The 22125-nt window shown below is 44.7% G+C and carries 18 protein-coding genes; 11 read left to right on the forward strand and 7 right to left on the reverse strand.

Annotation, left to right across the window (positions count from 1 at the left end):
* The first annotated feature begins 41 nt into the window (after positions 1-41).
* The 5 genes from HQ393_RS15740 (at position 42) to HQ393_RS15760 (ending at position 4640) form a co-directional block, all read left to right on the forward strand.
* Entirely contained in the window at positions 42-899 is an 858-nt protein-coding gene (locus tag HQ393_RS15740) for a hypothetical protein (RefSeq protein ID WP_179356434.1), read from the forward strand.
* Complete coding sequence (locus HQ393_RS15745; RefSeq protein WP_179356436.1) at positions 899-2806, forward strand: hypothetical protein; 1908 nt, start codon at positions 899-901, stop codon at positions 2804-2806. Before HQ393_RS15740 ends, HQ393_RS15745 begins: the two co-directional genes overlap by 1 nt.
* Positions 2807-2855: 49 nt before the next feature.
* On the forward strand, positions 2856-3509 hold the full coding sequence (locus HQ393_RS15750) for a DUF2939 domain-containing protein (protein WP_179356437.1): 654 nt from the start codon (positions 2856-2858) through the stop codon (positions 3507-3509).
* 351 nt (positions 3510-3860) lie between these two features.
* Positions 3861-4127 carry a BPSL0761 family protein gene (locus tag HQ393_RS15755; RefSeq protein WP_179356439.1) on the forward strand — a complete coding sequence of 89 codons (267 nt, stop codon included), beginning with the start codon at positions 3861-3863 and terminating at the stop codon, positions 4125-4127.
* Positions 4128-4238: 111 nt separating this feature from the next.
* Positions 4239-4640 carry an Xre family toxin-antitoxin system antitoxin gene (locus tag HQ393_RS15760; RefSeq protein ID WP_179356441.1) on the forward strand — a complete coding sequence of 134 codons (402 nt, stop codon included), beginning with the start codon at positions 4239-4241 and terminating at the stop codon, positions 4638-4640.
* A 119-nt stretch (positions 4641-4759) separates the two neighbouring features.
* Here the strand turns inward: HQ393_RS15760 and HQ393_RS15765 are convergent, their stop codons facing one another.
* Positions 4760-5038, reverse strand: coding sequence for a helix-turn-helix domain-containing protein (locus tag HQ393_RS15765; protein ID WP_218871213.1), 279 nt, complete (start codon positions 5036-5038; stop codon positions 4760-4762).
* 84 nt (positions 5039-5122) lie between these two features.
* Between HQ393_RS15765 and HQ393_RS15770 the strand changes: the two genes are divergently transcribed.
* The 4 genes from HQ393_RS15770 to HQ393_RS15785 all read left to right on the forward strand — a co-directional run bounded on the left by HQ393_RS15770 (position 5123) and on the right by HQ393_RS15785 (position 7595).
* The gene (locus tag HQ393_RS15770; RefSeq protein WP_179356443.1) at positions 5123-5545 is read left to right on the forward strand and encodes a hypothetical protein; all 423 of its coding nucleotides are present in this window, start codon (positions 5123-5125) and stop codon (positions 5543-5545) included.
* A 64-nt stretch (positions 5546-5609) separates the two neighbouring features.
* Positions 5610-6584, forward strand: a complete 975-nt coding sequence (locus HQ393_RS15775; protein ID WP_179356445.1) for a thioredoxin domain-containing protein — start codon at positions 5610-5612, stop codon at positions 6582-6584.
* A gap of 8 nt (positions 6585-6592) precedes the next feature.
* Complete coding sequence (locus tag HQ393_RS15780; RefSeq protein ID WP_179356446.1) at positions 6593-7027, forward strand: hypothetical protein; 435 nt, start codon at positions 6593-6595, stop codon at positions 7025-7027.
* A gap of 79 nt (positions 7028-7106) precedes the next feature.
* Complete coding sequence (locus tag HQ393_RS15785; protein ID WP_179356448.1) at positions 7107-7595, forward strand: 3'-5' exoribonuclease; 489 nt, start codon at positions 7107-7109, stop codon at positions 7593-7595.
* 55 nt (positions 7596-7650) lie between these two features.
* Here HQ393_RS15785 and HQ393_RS15790 read toward each other — a convergent pair whose 3' ends face one another.
* On the reverse strand, positions 7651-8367 hold the full coding sequence (locus HQ393_RS15790) for a hypothetical protein (protein WP_179356450.1): 717 nt from the start codon (positions 8365-8367) through the stop codon (positions 7651-7653).
* A gap of 807 nt (positions 8368-9174) precedes the next feature.
* On the opposite strand from HQ393_RS15790, the gene HQ393_RS15795 reads away from it, so the two are divergent.
* The gene (locus tag HQ393_RS15795) at positions 9175-10476 is read left to right on the forward strand and encodes a helix-turn-helix domain-containing protein (protein ID WP_179356452.1); all 1302 of its coding nucleotides are present in this window, start codon (positions 9175-9177) and stop codon (positions 10474-10476) included.
* A 913-nt stretch (positions 10477-11389) separates the two neighbouring features.
* Complete coding sequence (locus tag HQ393_RS15800; RefSeq protein ID WP_179356454.1) at positions 11390-12103, forward strand: hypothetical protein; 714 nt, start codon at positions 11390-11392, stop codon at positions 12101-12103.
* 337 nt (positions 12104-12440) lie between these two features.
* Here the strand turns inward: HQ393_RS15800 and HQ393_RS15805 are convergent, their stop codons facing one another.
* From HQ393_RS15805 to HQ393_RS15825, 5 genes are all read right to left on the reverse strand, one after another.
* Complete coding sequence (locus HQ393_RS15805; RefSeq protein ID WP_179356456.1) at positions 12441-17753, reverse strand: site-specific integrase; 5313 nt, start codon at positions 17751-17753, stop codon at positions 12441-12443.
* 724 nt (positions 17754-18477) lie between these two features.
* A complete protein-coding gene (locus HQ393_RS18065) occupies positions 18478-18738 on the reverse strand; it encodes a helix-turn-helix domain-containing protein (protein WP_179356457.1) in 261 nt (86 codons plus the stop codon).
* A gap of 102 nt (positions 18739-18840) precedes the next feature.
* Positions 18841-19818: a GSU2403 family nucleotidyltransferase fold protein gene (locus tag HQ393_RS15815; protein ID WP_179356459.1), complete on the reverse strand. Its 978-nt coding sequence runs from the start codon at positions 19816-19818 to the stop codon at positions 18841-18843.
* 354 nt (positions 19819-20172) lie between these two features.
* Positions 20173-21429, reverse strand: a complete 1257-nt coding sequence (locus tag HQ393_RS15820) for an ABC transporter permease (RefSeq protein ID WP_218871215.1) — start codon at positions 21427-21429, stop codon at positions 20173-20175.
* A complete protein-coding gene (locus tag HQ393_RS15825; protein WP_218871217.1) occupies positions 21422-22117 on the reverse strand; it encodes an ABC transporter ATP-binding protein in 696 nt (231 codons plus the stop codon). The genes HQ393_RS15820 and HQ393_RS15825 overlap by 8 nt, the downstream gene beginning before the upstream one ends.
* Positions 22118-22125: the final 8 nt, after the last annotated feature.

Here is a 22125-nt window from a genome sequence, read left to right on the forward strand (position 1 = left end):
GCTAAAATCTGTGTACTTAGCTTTTCACTCCCAACTTTTCTATGCGTATCAAACTTAAATCTATCCCCGTAGTTGTAAGCTTGTTCATCTTATCTGCTTGTGCAATCCAACAGAGCGGAAAAAACATTCGAATTCAGGCTGATTCCGCCGCTATATTTGGGACTGAGGTTGCAAAATTTAATACTGCTGACGGCGGCCAAGGGGTAATACGGAAAGACCTAGATAATCGTTACTCAATGAAAATTGGCAATTTTCAAGTGGTTAGCTTGGGTTCTGCGCGAAAAGTAAAACTAATACAGCAGAAGATTATTGGTCAGCGAACTGTCTTGCTGATAGAAGCTGAAGATACGAAATGCAGTTACAGCTATCAACTTTTCGCTATAGCGGGAAGTAGTGTGGAGAATTGGTCGATCGGTAACTGCTCAGATAAACCATTGATTTCAGGTAATGATGAAGAAATGATTTATTCATTTCCAGCCGGGAGCAGTAAAAATCCGCGATTGATACGCTATACCTATCGAGATGAACAGTTGTTTAAAGCAATTATTGATTTGGCGCCAGAAGTAACACCACCTGTAAAAGTAACACCGCAACCGGGAGGAGCAACACCAGCGACTAAAGCTAAGAGTAGTGGCCAACCTAACAATCAACGGGAGCCTTCAGTACCTACATTGACCCCCGCGCAAACTATCAAGGCGACACCAGTTAGTAATGTAACGGTAACAACTAAATCAAGCTCAAGGCCAAATGTAACGCTCACTCCTCCAACAACGCCACCAAATCCAACTGGCACTTATGGCAATAAAAATGCGCCCGTGCCAACTAGGAAGCCAATTGTATTTTCTGAAAGTGAAGAAAAACCTGTTCGTCGTATTGATCTGACCAAAGACAGTAAATAATGAAAATACAACAGCTTACACCGCTACCCCGAATATTGTTTTTAATTGGCCTGACTATTACTTACCTGATGTTTGAGCTTGGGTTTAATGCCAGATTATTAGATCTTGTGGGAGGGGACGCAACTTTAGAAAATATCGAAAATATCGAACTTTATGGACGCTTCTTATCTGGTTGCGCTGCAGCCTTATTTGTATTTGGAGCTTTGTATTCCGAGTTACTCAAGCAGCAAACTCTTGACGCTCAAAATCCACGACATAGAGACTTAGAGCTTTTGACCCAGGTAATGTCTGCATTACTTGCGAGCTTTGTGCTTTTGTTTTTTGCTAAACATAACGACTGGTTCGCGATGTGGCTATTCTTGCCACTACTCATATTTATCTATTACCTCTTTTCGCTCAAAGACAAGTACCTACTTGTTTTGGTACTACTTTTTTCACCTTTTTGTGTTGCTGCAATTCGCAATAACTGGTCAGTTAACTGGCTTTTAGTTCCATCTTCATTGTTACTCGCATATTGCTTCGATCAAAAGAAACGATTTACTTGTCCCCCTTTGATAGGCCTAGCGGTCTTTTCAACGGTGATCACGGCGTTCTTTGCGTTACAGATCTTGGTCGAGCAAGTGGTCAATACGCAGAGTGCTGAGCAGCGGAGATTAGCTTTACAAACGGTTTTAATCCAGCAAGGCCTAGTCAAAGGAGAGGTTGAGCTTGCTGCCTTGAACAACGATTCAACTATTTTTAGCCAAGCAGAAGGTAAAGCATTCCTTGCGCTATTTCCGTTCATGGCAATGACAGTAGATCAACTAGAGAAGAAAATTGACGCAGTAAAACAGCAGATGATCGAAGATCGAGTAAAAGAAAAGCTGGGCTCTCCCAAAGTCGTCTATAGCAGTCAGTATCTAGTAGCTATGGGCGAAATTGAAAAAAAATGGCAGCTATATCAAAAAGGTAAGGCTTGGTTTGATCTTAATGCTGAAGCAAAGAAGCAAGCTGAGCCACGCTGGAATGAGTACCGGGAGAAATTAAGGAAAAATCACAACTGGGAGCCAGAAGCGATTCCTCAGCGCTATAAATCCCGTGTGGCTACATCACTAAATAAAGATTTACCCACATTTTTGCCTAGTTGGGATCCCTCTAGCCGAGCTATGTTTAATCTGGCAATTGCACAAGAAATTGAAAATCAAATCCGCTCACCAAATGGGATAGACATTCAAGGTGAGCGAGTGAAGCCAGGTTTGTCCTTTGAGGGTTTTGTCGCTTTGAAGTCTAGTCAAAGGGGGTTGCGTGAGAAGCTGATGTTGCCTGAGAGTATCCAGGTACGAAGTGACTACAAAGATGAAAAAGATTTCACCACAAACTACTATTTTCCGCTTGTAAAAAAAATTACGAAAGATGAAGTAGCCAAATACCAATCTCCAACGGCTCAATTCGAATTTCAAGCTCAGTATTATGAGGTTGGGCAGCAAGCTATTCGAAAAACTGTAGTCCCCGCGCTCGCTCTTTTCTTCTCTCTGATGGGGGCAATCGCACATTTTGCCAAGCTGATTATGTTGCTGAGCAAACCATTAACTGAACGGATTGCATTGTTGGTAGGAAAAATGAATAAATCCGGCAACACATACCAGGTTGCTCCCACCTTATCTTTTATGGTGTGGAGTGGCGTGATTATTTCATTTTGGATCGTGTTACAAGGACAAAATAATCAAATTACTGGCAGTCGACTGTATGTAAGTCTGGAGCAGCAAAGTATCGGAGCAGACCCTAGTCATTTTATGAAGTTTAAAACAAATGCGCTTCACGTAATTGCGGTGGGGCAAGCCCGAGGGTATCCATTGTTTGAAGCTGTACGCCAGCATATTTTATTTGGCTTGCCCTATGGCTATACGAAACCAAAAATCAATGATTGATCGCTGAGATTTGAATACACAGCTCAATAAGTTAAATAGTGAGTACTTGATGCGTGTTTTTGTCCTTTGTGTTTTTTACGCTGTCTTTGGCTTTATATATGTGCTTTCTCCATATTGGATGATGATCCAAGTTGGCTCTGCCATTCAAAATAAAGATGCTGAGGCAGTCATTAAGCACGTCAATCTAGCTGCGCTAGGGCAGCAACTAGCTAAATTTCAGCAATCCTTGCTTGCCGTACAAGACAAGGTTAGAGCTCAGGTTAAGCGAAACAACCCAAACATGAACGATGAACAGATCAACCAACTGGTTAACGGTCATTTTTCAATTAATGCAGGTTCGATCGATGCACGTGCTGTTAGTAAAAAACTAGTTCCTGAACTTAACAATGTACAGTTGGATAAAATCTCAACAGTTCAGACGAATAACAATTGGTTAGAAAACATAAATCTTAACTTTTCACTGTTACCTCTCGGGCTAACTTTACCGCTTACCCCAGAAAAATTGATCAATGCCTTGATTGCACAGCAGGAGCGGGGAAGCTCGGAGGGGCTTTCTTTGTTGGGGTTACTGTTACGCTGTGAGTACATCGATAGCCAACATATGAAAGTAAAGTTGTTCAGTCGAGCGGGGGTAGATTCTGGTTTGGTGTTAGTACGTGAAGGATGGTTTGAGTGGAAAATCAATCGCATTGTTATTTGGTAGCCGCTGATATATCAATCGGTCTTTTTGTGTAGATGCTATATTGAAGTGTTGGCTCGGTTTAAATCTCATGCATTTTCTGAATGTAATAATATGAATCTTGATGAGCTTCGCGCGCGAGTTCCTCTGCATTGTGATAGCTTGGGAAAGCCACATTTCATCTCACTCAATGATGTGCCAGAGCCATGGCGCAGCCAATTTCAAAATGCAATTCGTGGGTCTGCTTGTCCATGTATCCAAGGATTTTCAAGCTGTGCTTTCGCTGCAGATTGGATCGATTGGTTAAGTGGTAATTGGCGAGACAAAAGTTCCTATCCGATTGGTCTCGATGATTAAATTGATAGAGTTAACATCATGACGACATCAACCGAACGTACCCTTGCTACACTCAGTGCGATACAGTTGCTTCATGACATCAAATCAAACGCTGATGTACCTGAAGAGCTTCGAAAGCGTGCCGAACAAGTGCTAAGGCATTTTCCCAAGCCCATGGATCTTGTCTCTCTAGCCAGTTTTTGCGATCGTTACCCCTTGGGGCCGCACTTGTTTTGTGCAAATGACCCGTCAACACCTTTATTAGGGCAGTTGCTCACTCAAATGAGTAAGTATGACTTCAAGTAAATGCACATGACGCAAGTGGATAAGTAGCGCAATGCTAATTAGTGGCTGCTTTATGGCCATAATAAGTAAAAAACACGCGTTGTTTTTGCCCCATTATTCAGAGGTAACCACATGTCAATTACGATCGATTATTTGAATTGCTCGGTAGCTGAGAAAATTTCAGAGATTAGGGCTGGACTTAGTGCTGATGAGGTGGATAACTTAATAAGCCAGTTTCAACTCGATCCGATCGATCTTGCTAGTATGCTTGGCCTGAACTCACGTGCTTTGCTGAAAGTAGTTAAGCGCAAAAGCAAGCTGGATCCAGACATTAGCGAGCGTTTGCTGCGTCTGGTTCGGGTTGGCCAGCACACTTCTGAAATTTTTGGCGATTCAGTTTCTGCTGGGCGCTGGCTCACGCACCCTCATACATCGCTTGATCAGGCGACGCCGCTTTCAATGCTTGATACTGCCTATGGTGAGCAGTTAGTAGAGCGAGTTCTGTGCTCCATTGAACATGGGCTTCCGATTTGAAAAATACATATGGCGAACCTAGCCAGCTAGTATCTTCGCCCACAGCAAATAGCAGTTATAAGGCCGTAGAATGCTTTTTGTTAAGAATAACATCTGCTAAACCACCTACATCACTCCAGCTACTCAATCTGTTTTAGTTCTTCAATTGAAATTTGCATCAACTGCTCTGGTGATAAATGCGGGTGCTTAAGTGAATAAGCTTTGAGCATTAGCGTTAACGGCTGTACCTGCATTTGCTCTGCTAAGCCCTCAATCATCGCCAAAGTTGGATTTTTCAAGCCGCGTTCCAGTTGTGAGATGTAAACCCTCGAGCAAACATCTTGTAGGTCTTCTTGACTCATCTTTTTTGCTTTCCGAATGGATTTCAAGGCCATCGCAAATGCAGCTGTTGTATCCACAGATCATCTCCAAAAATGAACTGTGATATAGCCATTGCGTAAACTATAGTACCACATGCTATAGTTTACATTTTGGTGCAACTCATGTTTTTAGTAAGAGAAGTAAATTATTGCCCGCTAGGGACCTCTGTCGCTGGCAGTGATAGTCGTTGCTTTACCTCTGTAGAGCTAATCGCGAAGTTCCCTTTTTTTCTAGTAACCATACCTGATGAAAAAAATCAGACTAATAAGCTGATTCGTACACAGCTTATTTCGCAGGTGTCTGATGTCGTTGAACTTTTGTCCGATTTGAAATTATGTGCTGTCGACGCTGAAATTATGTTCTTGATTCATGATTCTCAACAAACAGAGAGAGTATGGAATTTTCAGATTGTCGAATCAATTTGGGAAACAAATTTTTTAGGAGTTGGTTATTTCAAAATCCAATTCTTCAATGGTGACTATTTCGTATGGCCGCAGAATGGACGTGAAGAGAAAATTTCTCCTCTCTGGAAGAAACTCTGCTAGGAGTATTTTTTAATCATAGGAAGTAAAGTTAGATATTAATATTGGGCTACTGCTAGGGAGATTTATGAAAATTAAATTTACAGTATTATTTTCGGCGCTCATATATTCGCACGTATTAGTTGCAGCAACACCTGATGAGGCATTGATTGCTTTTACGGCCACGCTACCAAGCTCAAAACGCGCGATGACTAAAAATAAAATCGCGACCGAAACGTTGGTCAAAGGAATCTATGCCATTTGGACTCGACCAGATGATGAACGTGATGTCATTTTGGTGAACGAAAATGCGACGATTTTTAGCCCTACTCTGGGTAAGAATTGGCTCTATACCCGCAGCGGTGCACCCGCTATCGAAAATCCAGATGAACTGCGCAATGCTTTACGCGCCAATATTCGCTTTGATGAGCTGGTTGAGAAAAAGATCGGTGCCGGCCAACGCAAAGTAGTGTATTTCGGTGCTTATGACTGCCCATGGTGCAAAGTGTTCCAAGGTCAGCTCAAAACGGCCAAAGGCTTGAATACCACCACTTACTTGGTGCCAAGCAGTCTCGACGTGATGGATCCTAGCCCAACAAGCCGACAGATCGTGCGATCACTCTGGTGTGATGCGCGCGGTTGGAATAATTGGGATGCGTTTATGCAAACTCGACAGCCTAGTTTGCTACAGCAACCATCTCCGACATGCTCTCCACTTAAAACCGCCGCACAAGCTCACATTCTGATGGGCATGACGGCAACTGCGTTTACTTTCCCGCGCTTAGTTGATGATACGGGCTGGGATGGCAACTTGACGCTCAAACCTGCCCCCACTGCAGCCGAGTGGGCCAAAGTGATGGGAGCAAATTCTCAATCTGTCGCTAAAGGCAGCGTTTTCACGCAACAAGCTGATTTAAGTAATTGGGGTAAAACGCCATCTACGTCGCAATCGGGATCGAGTACTTATCAGATCGGCGAAGGTGCAGGCCAAGAGTCGAAAGCAGATGGCGAGATGCTTAATCTCGGCGGCATCAAGATCAAATTACCATCGATCAAATACTAGGAACAACCATGCTTTTAACCACTAAACAAATGGGCATCATTGCTGTTTCAGCGTGCGTGTTACTCAGCGCGTGTCAAAGCCAGCCCAAAAGTGTAAGCACCAACTGGCTTACCACCGTAAATATCAACAATCGCCCCACTCAAGCTAATTTGACCTTTGTGCAAACTGGCAATACCGTCGTCGCCAAGGTCACAGAGGGTAACAACACCAATTATTGGGTGCAGATCGTCGGTGAAATGAATGGCAATGTTCTGACCGGTAAATACATGGATCATCGCTCTGACCATGGCCGCTGCAACTCGCTACTCACCTTTGATAAAGCCGCAACAGGTTATTACTGGGGATCGGTTCGTCTGGTGTTTGATGGCAATAAATTCACTGGTAAGCGGAGCAACTGTGAAGGTGCGCTCGACACAAGCTGGAATGGAGTGTTGGCTAAGTAGTTGCAGCACAGAGGCCGGACCAACTTCGCGCGCTTGTAGTAGGATCTAAAGTCATGATCACTGTCTGAAAGGCCGACTGATGCGCGTATTTGTCGATACTGAATTTACTGATTTCGTGCAAATCGATCTGATCAGTATTGCGCTGGTGAGTGAAGATGGTCGGGAGTTCTATGCCGAGCGCAATGACTATCGCGCAGAAGATTGCAGCGACTTTGTACGGGAAGCGGTACTACCGTTGCTTGGGCGCATTGAAGGCGCTACATGTAATCGAACTGAGCTCACGCAACGGCTTCGGGCTTGGTTTGAAGAACTCCCTGAGCCGGCCACGCTGATGTTCGATTACTTTGCGGATTGGGAACTGCTGGCCGATGCTTTTTTAGGGGATGAATATGATCAGCCCCCTAAAAACGTTGGCGAGAAGCAGATGCTCACCAGTGAATTCATTGGCAATCCGATTTTTCAGCGGGCACTCTACAATTCATTCACACCTGAATGGCCAGCCCATCATGCACTTGTTGATGCGCGTGCATTTCGACATGCATTTGTTGCTCTGCTGCAAGCTAGCTAAGTGTTTATGCCTTATAAATGTTAAGAAACCAAATCATCTTCGAGGGGGAGCCGAATCATGCGGTAAACAATCCACTAGAATTGAATGAAATTATTTTGCCAAAAATATTTTTATTTTCCCCCGGTATTTTTGATTTTACCTCAATATAACTTACGGTTATTAATCTATTTGTGCTCAATGCGCGCATCAAATCAGGATATTGCTCCGGCTGGTACATTAATTTAATTCCATTCGTACCCGGGGTTTTTCCAGATATTACGAAGCTATCAAACTTGACCTCGTCAACTTGAACTTCAGCGATTGTCTGTTCATTGCTTTCTACTTCAAGTTCTCGCCGCGCGAGCTTTGAAATAGGTATTTCTTTTCCATCTACCCGAGTCAATTTTTCTGGGGTGCTAGCACCCATTCTAAGTTCCATCATAATTTTTGCCGCGTGAAGTTCTTCATTTGATAGCGGTGGAATCTCTTTGTTATTAATCAAGCTTTCGTATAACCGGTCTGAGTTCCCAATAGTTCTAATAATTCCATCATGGATAAGATCGGATATCTCTGAATTTGTTCCTGTCGCTCCTAGTGAAAGCTTGATAAACATTTTCTCATCTTTTATTAATATTTCAGTATTGATTATTTTGAAGATTGATTTAATGCTCCTTGCCACCGCATCGGCTTCTCTTTTTGCTTTTTCTGGGCTAAAGACAATTTCACCGCAGTCATTCTCTTTGACAGGAACATTTAGCTCATAGATTTGACAGTTGGCAGTATGGTTTTTCATATAGTAACTCTCATATTTAATCATCTGAAAAAAGCATATCACCTCTGTACTGAAAATGCATTTTCCTGGCCTGTATTAACGCCGTACATGCATTTAGATAAATTGAAATCTAGAGTTTTGTTGTGATATTTGGATGAAGTGAAGTGTACAAGCTCAAATTTATGTACTGATTGAATATTGTAATGATCTATCAAGTCGTGTTTTGCCCATAGTAGTTTATACGTATAAATCGGGTGCGGTGGCTGGGTCAGTTTATACGTATAAATCGGGCATGATGGCTGGTCAGTTTATACGTGTAAATCGGGGTCGATGGCTGAGTCAGTTTATACGTATAAATCGGGCGCGGTGGCTGGTCAGTTTATACGTGTAAATCGGGGTCGGTGGCTGAGTCAGTTTATACGTATAAATCGGGCGCGGTGGCTGGTCAGTTTATACGTGTAAATCGGGGTCGATGGCTGGTCAGTTTATACGTGTAAATCGGGGTCGATGGCTGGTCAGTTTATACGTGTAAATCGGGGTCGATGGCTGTTCAGTTTATACGTGTAAATCGGGGTCGATGGCTGAATCAGTTTATACGTATAAATCGGGGTCGATGGCTGAGTCAGTTTATACGTGTAAATCGGGGTTGGTGGCTGGTCAGTTTATACGTATAAATCAGGGGGCCGCAGTTGAGTCAGTTTATACGAAAAAACCACGTTCGACGTGCAGTGTATAGATTCTGACTCGGTGCAGATTAAATGCTGTATTTATGCTCATTTACAGCATTTAATAAAGTCGCGATTATGGCTGCACACAAACGGAGGACATATGAAAAAAGGCCGGCCATCATTCAAGCTAGATACTCAGTACTTACGCAGACTTCGCAAAGAACGACAGCTCACCCAGAGCGCAATGTCTAAAGCTATTTCCTCTCACTATCCTAGCTGGGGTTGTAATGGTCAAAGTTCAGAGGAAACGATGACCGCCGACTATCAGCGTATTGAAGCAAAAGGACGCACAAGCCCGCAGGTTGCAGAGGTAATTGCAAAAGTATTGGATGTTCCAATTGCATTTCTTCAAGGAGAAGTACTTCCTGATTCTGCTGAATACCTTAAGAAAATTACACTATTGCTTAATGATCAGATTGCCACGGGAGAAAACAAAAAACTAATGTTGGCGTATTCAGAATTTGAGAAGGCAAACGCAGGAAAAGGGCTTGAGCGCTTAGCCGAAGACATCAGTAAGCGCATAGAAGTTGTACAACTTGGCCGGAACCCTTCTGAGCTTGCGGATCTCATTGAATATACAGGGTTAAGCAAAACTGAAATTCTTATGCCTGCAAATTGTGATGGGCATTGGTTTGTAACGACAACCTTTCGAGAAAGTTATCGTGTTGACATTCTGCAAAGTACGGTGGGTATTTGGGGTTATATTTGCGATCGCTTTAAAGAGTTTCCCCGCCTGCCAACTTCAGACGAAAGTGTTCGAATTTGGCGCGACGGATTTTGGTACCGAATTGAAATATATTTTCCATTATGCCATAGCCCCGCACGCATTGATTTTGTTCGTTGTGAGGCGAATGAACATGGTGTTCGATGGTGTAAACCGATGCAGCGAGATGAGCTGTCCATCTTATCCCTGTTAAAGGATTGGTCATTCCATTCCTTTAATTTCAGCACTCTCTTTGATGGGGCTCCTACACCACAGACAGTTGAGCAATTGCGATTCAAAATAATCGAATTTGAAAATGGTAGCTATGGCGACGTTATCGATACTCAATATGTCGCTGTAGATTTAGATGAGTTCCGTATCCATCAGGATCGTAATAAAAATCGTGGACACAGTCACCGTCTGCTTACTGAATGGCTACTCTATGAGCTGAAGAACAAGCTGTATCCGATTTTGATAACGTATCCGTCTGAATATTGGTCGGTTTCAGGGGGCGAGCATATTGAAATTTTCCTTAAACCATCATACGCGGATCGACACATTGGTATTGGAATCCGTTATCGGATCCAATTAGTAGAAGAACTTCCATCAGGAAAAAATGAGTCTGCTCCATGGCGTTATGTAGATATCGAGCGAGCAAAGAAAACAATTGAATCTTGGCTAATCTCTTCGCGAAATTAGTGACCTAGATTTTTTTCGATTAATTAATTCGATTGTGTTGGGGAGGGCTCGGACTGACACAATCAGCCGATATGCCGAGTCAAACTTAGGAGAAATATCATGACATTACACTTAGAAAATGGGCCAAGTACTACTGGCAAACCCTCTGGTGGTGGTCGTGGCAATAACCCGCCACGGAAATAAAAAGGCTATTAAACGAGGAGGGTATGCCCTCCCCGCACATCGAGAAAAACGACTAAAAATTTGTAACGTCTCAATTGCGTATTCTTAGTCATTTAGCAATTCTAAATTAACCAATATCACCACAAGCAACTATGCATTTATCCAGCACTTGAAGAGTACAGCACCCGCCCCTGTGCCAACTCTCAATCTTCGGTGCCATGGGAGACTGGTAAGGGAATTGAGCGGGTTCTCAATCCGCCGCTGTCAAACTTCGATAAATCGGTCAAAGTTGCCAATTGTGTGCGTGGAGGATAGCAGCAAGCAATCCGCCTTGACGTAAGTAATGCGTAATGCAAGAATCCGTAATTTAAGCTTGGGCAATAAGATGTAAAAAATCTTCGGTGCCAAAGTTGTCAGTGTACCTGATCGCATCTGTGTGTGACTAATCGGATGCTTTTACGCATCCAAAATTGGATTGCACTATTGCCTCCGCCAAAAATGAAGGGCGACTATTGCAACTCAGGAAGATCTATAAAATGGAAGCGTGAAGGTATCGTCGGTAATCTCTGGTCAATAAATTCAGCTGGGAAGCTGGTCGCTGAAGAAATAAATCAGAATGCGCAGTGCTTTTCAAAGACTAAAGATAAATGCAAAAAAGAATATGATGATAGTGATATTTAGAGTGAATAGTTAGACTATTTCATTGCAATGCTAACTTGTATTACATCTTTAATTAAGCTCAGGAAATGACATGATCGAAATGCTATCAATTTGTGTGAATTTTCTTCTAAGAACCATCAAACCTAAGCCGGAATATTCAAACATTCCCAATGAAATCCCACTAAAAATTTGCCACACAAACTCAAAAGTACATTACAGCTATATAGAATCAATACGTTCTAGCAACAATGGAAAAATTATTTCAGGCGGAGGGACTAAGTACGCAACATACAACCAGAAACAATATACCTTTCTTGCAAATAATCCATATAATGAAAAAATATCGTATTACGCTAAAGTTGCACTATTTGAAGATAAGGAACAAGGTATTGTTGACAACTATTTTTATATCAACATTGAAGATGTTCAGCCAGGGCATACGCTATCTGAAAAATTAGATATTCATCGCGCCCAAGAAAATTATTATTTGATCGAGTTGGTGATAAAAAATTCACGTGGAGAAATAATTAGCCATAAGCAAGACTTGGATTGGAACTTCTGTCACGAAGCGCTCTATAATATGACTCAAAAAGAGTATGACAACATAAAATCAACAATGAAATTTGTTAAGTCTATTTCGGTGGTTGTGCTGGCTGTTGCACTGTTGTGCCTTATTTTGCCAGTGGTTTCAATTCTCCATCTTATCATGCCATGGTTTGTTTTTTGGCCGCTTTTATTTATTGGGGCTTATTTGATGTATTTTATGGTTATGGATAAGGTTTTTGCTCGCAATAATATAAAATAGTTTTGTTTTTGTGTTTATGTTAATTAATTATTAAATGTAAATGGTTGAGACATTTTCGACTGTGATCTCGAGGCGATCAACAGTATAAATAATCAAAGACTAGATTGAACGTTTTTTTGAGTGGCTAGCATAACCCCCTATGTAAACTATTCAGAATCCTCCTGCACGTAAGGTATGCAATATTTAGCGTTTAGAAATTGAAAGGTGGTCTTCCTCTCAAAAATTGAAATCAGCATTCACGGTAATTACTCCTAGACGTCTAGCTTTGTCCTAAAACGGAATGGGATACCATTACAACAGAAAGTTAACAGTTGGCGCTTAGTTTGGGACTTAGAAATCAGTCGATCTTCAATTCAACCTTCAAGGCCCAAAGTGCCAATATGTGATGCATTTCAGTCTGGCTTAACTGCCTTGATGTGACTTTCTGCTGGGTGGTAGTGTGAAATTGTCCAAGTCCATTTTTTTTATGAAGTTTATCTCGAAGCTTGTATGCGCGCCGGTAATTGGTAAAGGAGGTTGCTTCGCTAGATTCAGTTGTTGCCGATCGCTTATGGTATTGTGTTTTTATAGTCCATACAGTTTTATGAGCTCCGATCGCGTGCAGAAACACTTCCCATAATCTGCAATCTTCAGGCTTTGATAAGTGTAAGCCTGTATTTCTAGGTCGATAATTATCCCTCCAAATTTGAAGTATTGTTTTGGCGGAATCTGGTTCTCGCGCGAAATAGGCATTGATTTGATCGCATAAGGCGTTATAGAAATTATTGTCTAGGTAGCCATGCGTTTGTGCCGTACCGAATCGTAAATAACCAGTGTCTGCTACCAATTTGTTATATGCCAATTGCAATTGCGATGCTTGCCGATTGGGCAACCCAAAATGTATTGAAATCTCTTCTATCGAAATTCCTTTAATCATTCCTTCTATCGCGAGTTGCAATAATTTTAGGCTGAAAATCCCGGGGTGCTGCCTTGGCGGTAAGGTTGGTAGTACATGGTTGTGTAGTACCAACTCTTGCTTGGCAACACCTTGTCGTTTTAAAGCTGATTGAATTAACTCCGATGTAAATAAATGCGGCTGATCTTTGGTGCGGCCACGGCGCATCTTGATGGCACCGACAGTTAAACCTGTCCATTGTGCTAACTGGCGATCGCTAGGGCACGTCAATGCGCATTTTTGGCTGTGGAGTGAGAATGCCAAATCTAGGCTATGTGTATAAGCGCCGAAGGTAGTATCAAGGTGCGCATGCCCAAGGTGTGTGCTGATTGCATGCAGCAGCCGGCGAGAAGAGTATGTTGGACCAAGCCATTGGCGTTCAAGCGCCCCCGCCTGACCAGGAAACCATGCGCTTAATTGGTTATGGTTTTCCAAATGATGCGTAGTACTCACATATATGGCCGCACTCGCAAAGGTGTGTCGCGCATGGTGAATACGACAGGCCGGATTACCTGTTGCAATTTTGAGTGCTTGTAACAGTCGTTGTGAAAGACGAAAACGTGAGATACGTTCTTCGTGATTATCACTCTTACAAAAAATAGGTACATCCTTATGCCCATGAAACCGTGCATTTAATGTAGTTAGACGCAGTTTTAATATTTCTAGCTCATCTTCCGTCATCGTCCAACATGGCAACTGTCGGAATCCAGAGCTGGATTTAGGACGCCCCCATTTATTTTGCCGTACATAAACTGTCGGCAATTGATCGATAAACACAAGGTCTCGCAGAGTTAATCTGAAACACTCTCCAATCCGCAGGCCGAACCGGAATATCAAAATTAACGCCAGAGTTTGCAATTCAGCCTCTTCAATTTCCGCATGAACATCTGTTCGAAGTAGGCTTTTTGCATTTTGGTATTCTTGTACCGTAATGATTTGTGCATGAACAAGCGAAGTGCTGCCTGCAAACGCCGGATCTAGCTTTTCGAAGTCAACAATCGCAGCATCAAAATGCGTGATCAAATAATCGTGAAAATAGCGTATGCGTGTGCCAAGCCTGCCTCTGCCTTCGGTATTTTTGCTGTAATTCAGTGCTTGCAAATACGTGTCAGCAAAGTCCTCGCTTTCAAGATCGGCAAAATCATCGTTCCAAGCAAGTTCAAGCAGTGGATTGCCGACTGTGAATACATAATCGTAAACCGTGCTGGCCGCAAAATAGTGCCCATGAGATTTCTTTTTAAGGACACTTTTAGCATAGTGAGCGAGTAGGTGCAGTACCGAGCAAATGCCAAGCTCTGACCAAGCGTCTATTAATTGATCAATTGCTTTTGCTGTATTGGTACGATTTACTGTGCCTTGGGAGCCCGCATGCAGATGTTGGGAAGTATCTACACCAACAAAGGCTCGAACTATTTTCTGTAAATCACTTAAAGCTTTCTTCTGAATCTTGAAATCGGTATTGAGCTTGTGCTGAGCTGGGAATGCTCGAGGCGCATCATCCTCAAGGTCTTTTAGTTGTTCACTTCGTTGATCACTTAAGATTCGTATTAGATTGTTTTTAGGGATGGCCCAAGTTTTTATTTCGTCACAAGCATAACTTGCGAGGACGCCCGGTAAATTGTGACGTTGCCAAGCACGCATGGCGGTCTCAATGGCAGTCAGATATTGAGTTCGCTTTTGATCGCGCCATTGTGTTACAAGGTCGAATTGTTCTCCGAGTATGTCGCTTAGACTTGTGTGAATTTCTCTTATGGGCGGAATTTCGGTTTTACGGCCATAAATCTCAGTTAGTAATAGGATCGACAACATCCCAGGCCACCAACGAAATTGGCGCTTCTGCTTATCCTGCCATTCAAGCCAGCAGTGTTGTCTGAAGTGCGTCAGTCCATGCTGAGTTACCGCCTCAAGCGCTGCAAATAAGTGGTTTTTATTCGTAATCCCTGTCTCGATGCTCAAAGCCAAGATGGCCCAAGCCGATAGCTCTGGGAGTCGCATTAAGCTAGGTTCTGCTGGGAAATTTCTAGTAAATTCAGCTCTGAGCCATTCCGCACGCTGCACCCAAATCAAATGATCATATGCCACTGAAGATGGTTCAGAAGAAAGACCATCCAAAACAAAACCGCTATGATATTTACCTGCTGACTTGATTCTCAGATAACGTTTTAACACATTTAGTGTCTGTATTTTACTTTGCGTGCTAGTGTCGGGGTGCGTGAGAATCGCATTTTGGACTTCCTGTTGCAAGGACTTATTTTCCAGTAATTCCTTCCATGAGCGCTCCCTCAATACTGAATTAATCAAGGGTTTTACCTGGTTTAAGGTAAGGGTGGCTTCGGGGGAAATAATGCGTGGTATAGGCCCCGATCGTAGTTCTGCACGAGAATAAGCAGTGGGTATTTTTTTCTTATTTATTACCCTAATTCCAGGGTGTGGGTAAAAGCCTAATTCAGTTAACCATGCGTCAACGGCCACATCCCACTGCTCGATAATATTATTTGGGGGACATGACATGCTGCTAGACCACGGTTGCTGCCCCGCTTGAATATGGCCTGCCGCACCAGAAACCCATTCTCCTGGCAATCCTTTGTCTCTAAGAGCACTAATAAACCAGTGCCTTGGTAGGTTACTTGGCCAAAGTCCTGTTTTTCCTAGCCATCCAATCACTTCTGCGGTTCCCAATTTTTTGAGATCACGACCAAGTTGCATCGGTAGTAAGAAGAAATAATTAACCTTGCCTGATAGCAGAGGCAGTGAGTCCATGCGCCCAATCTCTCCCGCAAGTGACACATCGATATAAGCCAACCTTTGCGCTAACCCGCGTAAATGTTGGGAATACAACTGCATCTGTTTTTGCACTATTGGACTTAGGCGCACCAACCTGGCTTGATGGCCTTCATCAATCACTTTGTCTCGAATGATGGACCACCCGGAATCATCAAGCGTAGATAAGGTAAAACTGAATTGATCCGCGGCTCGATGACCCGTAGCGCATTGCAACATCCATGCGGTGTAGCAAGCCATATGCGCGTGAGCTAGAACTAGTTCGGAATAGTCACACGGCAAAGGCAGCTCATCGATTGCACGCATGCGGATGAGTTGCTCGGATAAAACTTGAGTATGCTTGCTTGGAGAGAGAAATAACCGGCTACCGAAGCGGTCTGGTCGAGTACAAATGGGGATAATTTCTAACCCGAGTTTAAGTAACTGCGCTGAATATCGCGCGACTAGTTCATTACTCGGTATTGAGTAATAGTAATAGCCTACGGTTGGTGCAAATTGAACCGTATTGACAACGAGACTAGCCAGTAACTCGTCACCATGCTCACGTACTTCCGCATCAAAGAGAATTCTTCGAAGTCTGGCATAGGTCGCTCGAAGTGCCGGCGAAGTTTCGCGCAATGATTTTAGCCAGAGGCTCATTGCTGCTTCAGCTTCGTTTGGAGAATTGAGATGTAATGTTTCTGCTAGGCTCTTTGTGTCCAAGTCAGTTATTTCTAGCAGCATGCTGTACATCAACGTGGGTACAGGGAGAATTAACCAATCGTGCTGCAGCTCAAACTCAGCTTTTTGAACTGAGGTTGGCGTAAAACGCCCTGGGAAATCTGGAAATCCTCGCCCCCAGTGCCCATCCCTGAGGTTAATTTGTAGTCCAGGCAAATGATCCCACTCCGTGACAAAACGGGTCTGTAGTAATTCGTTTAGATCTACAGAGCAGGAAAGCGTGATTAAAGCTAATAAAGCTCCCGTCCGATGCTCGGGGAGAATCTCTGTTTTCAGTCCCTGAATGATGCAATTCAGGTCATATTCATTCAGAGATTCCCATGCCCAAGGAAGGTAATTATTTTCTCGGGCCGTACGATAGCGAGCTTCGCGTAATCGAGCATATTGACCAAAGGTGCCGAGCTCAGATGGCGCTTCTTCCGGTTCTTCGACAATGAGTTCAATGCGTGGCTCGTCAATGTCGAGATCTTTGGGGGGAAGATAGACAGCTCGCGTAATCGGATTTTGTATGTTTAAACGAGAACGGGCGGTGCCTTTATGAGGCAAATCCGATCGTTGGATGGGTACCTTTTGCAGGATAGGCTCAAATGCTGTAAATCCAGCAAACGAGCCATGTAATAACTTGAGCCCTTTTATGCAGTGATTCAGTGGATGTTGCGGATCTGCGGCGTCTTCAATAAGAATGGCTAATTGTTCGGATGGCGCTGTCGTAAATTTCCAATCACAATCGTAACTTCCTTTTAGAAGCCTCCTGATCCCTGCGCAGACTTCCAAAATCGCATTAGGTATGCGCTCAAATTTATTGGTACACCAAATAAATACCGCAGCCTGTAAAAAGCGTGCGATTTGTAACTGTTCCGGAGAATAAGGGGTGCTAGTGACAGTCCAGGTTGTTATTAAAGGACGATCTTTGACTCTGTGCTTTATCGATGTTGAATATGTTCTAGGAATTAATTTGGGATAAGTAGTACTAAGTTGTTTCAAGCGAAGTAGCGCATTAATTGCACTTCTGTGTGCATTGGACAGATGTGCTTCAGTCCATTGGGATGTCTTGAAAATAGCAGAAAGAGCTCCGACGGTCTCATGGAGTTGATCAATATCTTCCTTTAGTCCAAGAACTGACTTAACCAATTCAGCTATAGATTCTGCGTCTTGTGGGGATACCGTGTTCAATTCAACAACAAACTTGTTTAGATCTGGTAGGTCTTGATCCACGGCAGCCCCTAGCTATGCTGAAATTTAACCCGACGGTCGGATATTTGTAAGCATATCAGATAATCAAAAAGGTAACATTTTTTGGTGGGTGAAAAATTCGCGTACGAATGTTCTTTTGATTTTGTTGCCTCATTGTTGTATATTTTTCTATAAAAACAATGGTATAGATATGTTTGATTTTTACGGACATACATTTATGTCACATAAGATGTCTCAAAAATTTCAGTCTCATAACCCGAAGGTCATAGGTTCGAGTCCTATTCCCGCAACCAAAAATGAAAAAACCTAGGTCTCAAGCCTAGGTTTTTTTTCGTCTCGGATTTTTGCAATTTGGGCACAGAACCCGTCTGTGCCCATTTTTGTGCCCATCCTGTGCCCAACTGATTTTTCACTGGCAGTAAAAAACCCCCATTTTGACCTTCGCCGATTTTTAAGAAAATGTGCCCAATTTTTTATGGCATTGATCTTCGGGTGTTGTGCCCAAATTGCACGACTTTCAACATGACCTTCGCTTTTTTTTGGGGACTTGTGCCCATAGTGAATTTTTTGGGCACAGGATGGGCACAGAAATTTATGTCTTCTTTGGCGCTAAATTGATGCAAATTGCTCTTGTTGCTGATTGCTAAAGTGAAGAAAAACAGGGCCTCGCAGTGAACCTCTGATTTTTCAGCAGCGAGGCCTGATCAATTATGCGGTCACTGAACTTTCACAACAGCGATTACCACTATTCTGTTTTTTCGCTATTGGGCACAGCTTCGGGAACGTGCTCAAGCAGATCCGAAATCGAACAAGAAAAGTATGTGCATAGCGCATCAATCACTTCGAGCTCAATTCTTTCCGCTGTCTCATGATATAGGCGCGTAAGCGTCCCTCGATTTATTCCAGTATCACGAGCTAGGTCACTTATTTTTATCCTGCGTTCATGTTCGCGCCGATTGAAATTTGACCCACGGGGGGGGCAATAATTTGGACACACCCAAATCATTGTTATACCAGCTCTTGAACCAACCGGGAAACTGTACCGGGTTAGCGGACAGCATCACAATGACGCCGCGGCCGCCGAGCTCGCCGAGGAGCTAGATATTCATTACCCTTCAGTTTCTGCTGGCGCATCTTTCGGCAAATACTGAGGTAAGTAATCTTTCATCATCCGCAACATAACTTCGGCTTGTGTTTTGTCCCGCCGGCGCTTCTCTTCCGGCCGCGTGTGTTGTGTTGCCATCCACAGTTTGAATTTGTAGAAATCATACGGGTAAATGGTCGGCATCAATGCCATTTCCCCGCGCACACTCACAACCACCGTTTCCAATCTCGGCGATGACAACAACGACTCAGCACGCTTTGCCGGGACTGGCCACAAATCATCCTCATCATCACTAAATGCGAAGGGGTGTGGCTCGCCATCTCGCGACGCGGCCCTGATGAAATCCACCTGGAATGCTTTATTATTGGTCGCGGTGTAGCCGCCACTATCTAGTTCATCCACCTGGAAGCTACTGTCCATTTTTTTGAGTAGCCGGATCATTGATCGCTCTTGAGTCCGGTTGAGGTGGGTAAAGAACTGCAGCCGTTTGCCGTTATGCCACAGCAAGTCCACATCTTGCGTTGCCAGTGCACCGGCATTGTCAATTCGCACCCCGGCGGCTGTTTCGTAGGCGTACAAGGCGAAAGTGCCCACAATCGTGAAGAACCCCATCAATCCCTGCTCAGCCAGCATATTCAACAGATCGATCACGATTTGTGGTGTGTGGCCGACGTAGAGTGCCCGATTCAATCTCTGGTGTTTTAGAACGGTTTCTTTGAGCGATGAAACGCGATCGCTCGTAAATGTTTTACGTTCGACGAATGAATGATAGATCGCCTCTGTTTCTTCTGTTCTACGCCCAAGACTTTTCTGCGCACTACTCACATTGGCTCTGATCAGGTATTCCACGCCACCAACTTCGCGCCAAAACATGCTACCCCGCACTTCTTTCGCGGCTTTTTTTGCCTCATACAAGGCCAGAAATGCAGTTTTCGCATCGGAATACTGCCTCAGGGCGTCATCGTTCAGCTCGGTTAGCATACATGCATCTCCGGTCGGTTTTCACTGCAAATTTAAGAACACTAATTTTACATTGAAAACATAATAAATTCATCGTCTTTCACTGTATCTCATAATTTGTCATTTTCATTGTGAAAACTGACTTTCCCACCGCTAAATTTTTTCCCGACTTAGTCTGCCATATATAGAGCCATTTCGCACTAATCGGCCAAGCGGCCTTGGAGTTGCGTTGCGCCTCAAGATCTTTTTTCGTTGGATTACGGTCCGCTATGTCTCTATCCCCAATGGCGATCCAGCGCCAACTTCCACACTAAATTAACAGCGCCCCAAAAAAACGCCGCAGGCAATGAGCGCTGCGGCGTTTTTTTACTCTGTTTAGTGGGGGCTCAAACCATCCGAGAGCGACATGCGATAAGCACGCCACGCGGGGATGGAGCCGATCAGAAAGCCTGCGATGATCGTCGCCGCCATTAGGCCCCATTCATTGGGCGTAGGCGGGTTGATTGCGATGTTGAGGCTATATACCTCGCGCAGTATCGGCTTGCAGATCAATAGCAGTGAATAAAGCAGGGCAATACCCACGGCAGTGCCGATGCTGACGAGCAACAATGTTTCGCCCATCACCAGCACAAAAATCTGCCACGCGCGTGCGCCGACTGAGCGTAAGATCGCCATTTCACGCCGACGCTCATTCAGCCCCGTGAGTAGCGCAGTCAACATCCCCATCAGGCCGATCACCAAGACAAAGCCCGACACAATCAGCAGCGCTTGCTCGGCGATTTTCATCAATTGCCATAATTCAGACAAAGCTACGCCCGGCATAATCGCCATCAGCGTTTCATCGTGAAATTGATTCACGGCGCGCTGGTAGCTAAAGAGCGCGGTGCGCGATTTCAGCCCGACATAAAACGCGGTAATCGTTGCTGGTGGCGGCACGGCGCGCGCTTCATCGGCGGCGAGGACGCCCGAGCTGGATAGCAAGGATGCGCTGCCAGATTCCCAGCCTTCGTGAATCGCGGTCAGGCCGTCGAGCGAGACGTGTACGGTGTCGTCCACAGGTGTGCCGGTGGGCGCCAGAATGCCGACAATGGTAAACGGCTGATCGGCGTGTTCGCTCATCGCGCCTTCGCCGCTGCCATGCGTCAGGACAATCTTTTGCCCCAAGGTGTAACCCATTTTACTCGCCACATGCGCGCCAAGGACGGCGTCGTGGGTTTTCGCAAATGGCGCGCCAGCACTCATTTTAAGCGGTTGATTTTCGCCAAAACGCAGGTATTTGAAGTAATCCGGCGTGGTGCCGAGCACGGCAAAGCCATGATGGCTGTCGCCCAGCGAGACGGGAATCGTCCACGCTACGCGCCGATCGTGCGCGAGCTTTTGATAGCTATCCCAGCCGATATTATTGGTGGCGTTGCCGACGCGAAAGACGCTATATAGCAGCAATTGCACCGAGCCGGTGCGCGCGCCGACGATCAGATCGGTGCCGCTAACGGTATTGGAAAAACTATTGCGCGCTTCGGTGCGCAGGCGCTCAACGCCGACCAAGAGCAACACCGATAGTGCGACGGTGATAATCGACAAAATCACCGTCAGGCGGCGGCTAAGCAGGCTATGCAGGGCAATCTTAAACATAATCAGTCACCCGTGCGGCGTGGTTAATGGCGGGTAAGCTGACGCTGCGATCAAACGCGGCGGCCAATTGCGGATCGTGACTGACCATCAGTACGGCCGTGTTGTGCTCTTGGGCGCATTCGAAGAGCAGCTCGATAAACGCACCCCGACGCTCGGCATCCAGCGCCGAAGTGGGCTCGTCGGCGATCAAAATTTCCGGCGCGCCAATCAAAGCGCGCGCCAAGGCCACGCGCTGTTGCTGGCCGACCGAGAGCTTGCAGACTGCTTGCTGCGCATAATTGGCCAGATCAAGGCGAGTTAGCAAATGCATTGCTTGCTCTTTGGCCTGATCTCCCCCCGCGCGCGCGCGGCGTTGGCTAGAAAACTGGCACGGCAGCAAAACATTATCGAGTACCGATAAATAATTGAGCAGATTGAATTGCTGGAACACATAGCCCAAATGGTCGGCGCGAAATTTATCGCGCGCTGGGCCAGAGAGTTGCGAGAGATCTTGCCCCAAGATTTTGACGCTACCGGCTTGCGGCAAATGGATGCCGGTTAGCAAAGACAGCAGCGTGCTTTTCCCGCTACCGCTGGGGCCGTGCAGGAATAAATGCTCGCCTTTGGCGAGGCTAAACTCGGGAATATCCAGCGTCGGTGCCGTAGCCCCGCGCCAGGTAAATTGTAAATTTGCTAGTTCAATTAACACGGGCGGGG

This window comes from Chitinibacter bivalviorum (assembly GCF_013403565.1).
Lineage (GTDB): Bacteria > Pseudomonadota > Gammaproteobacteria > Burkholderiales > Chitinibacteraceae > Chitinibacter > Chitinibacter bivalviorum.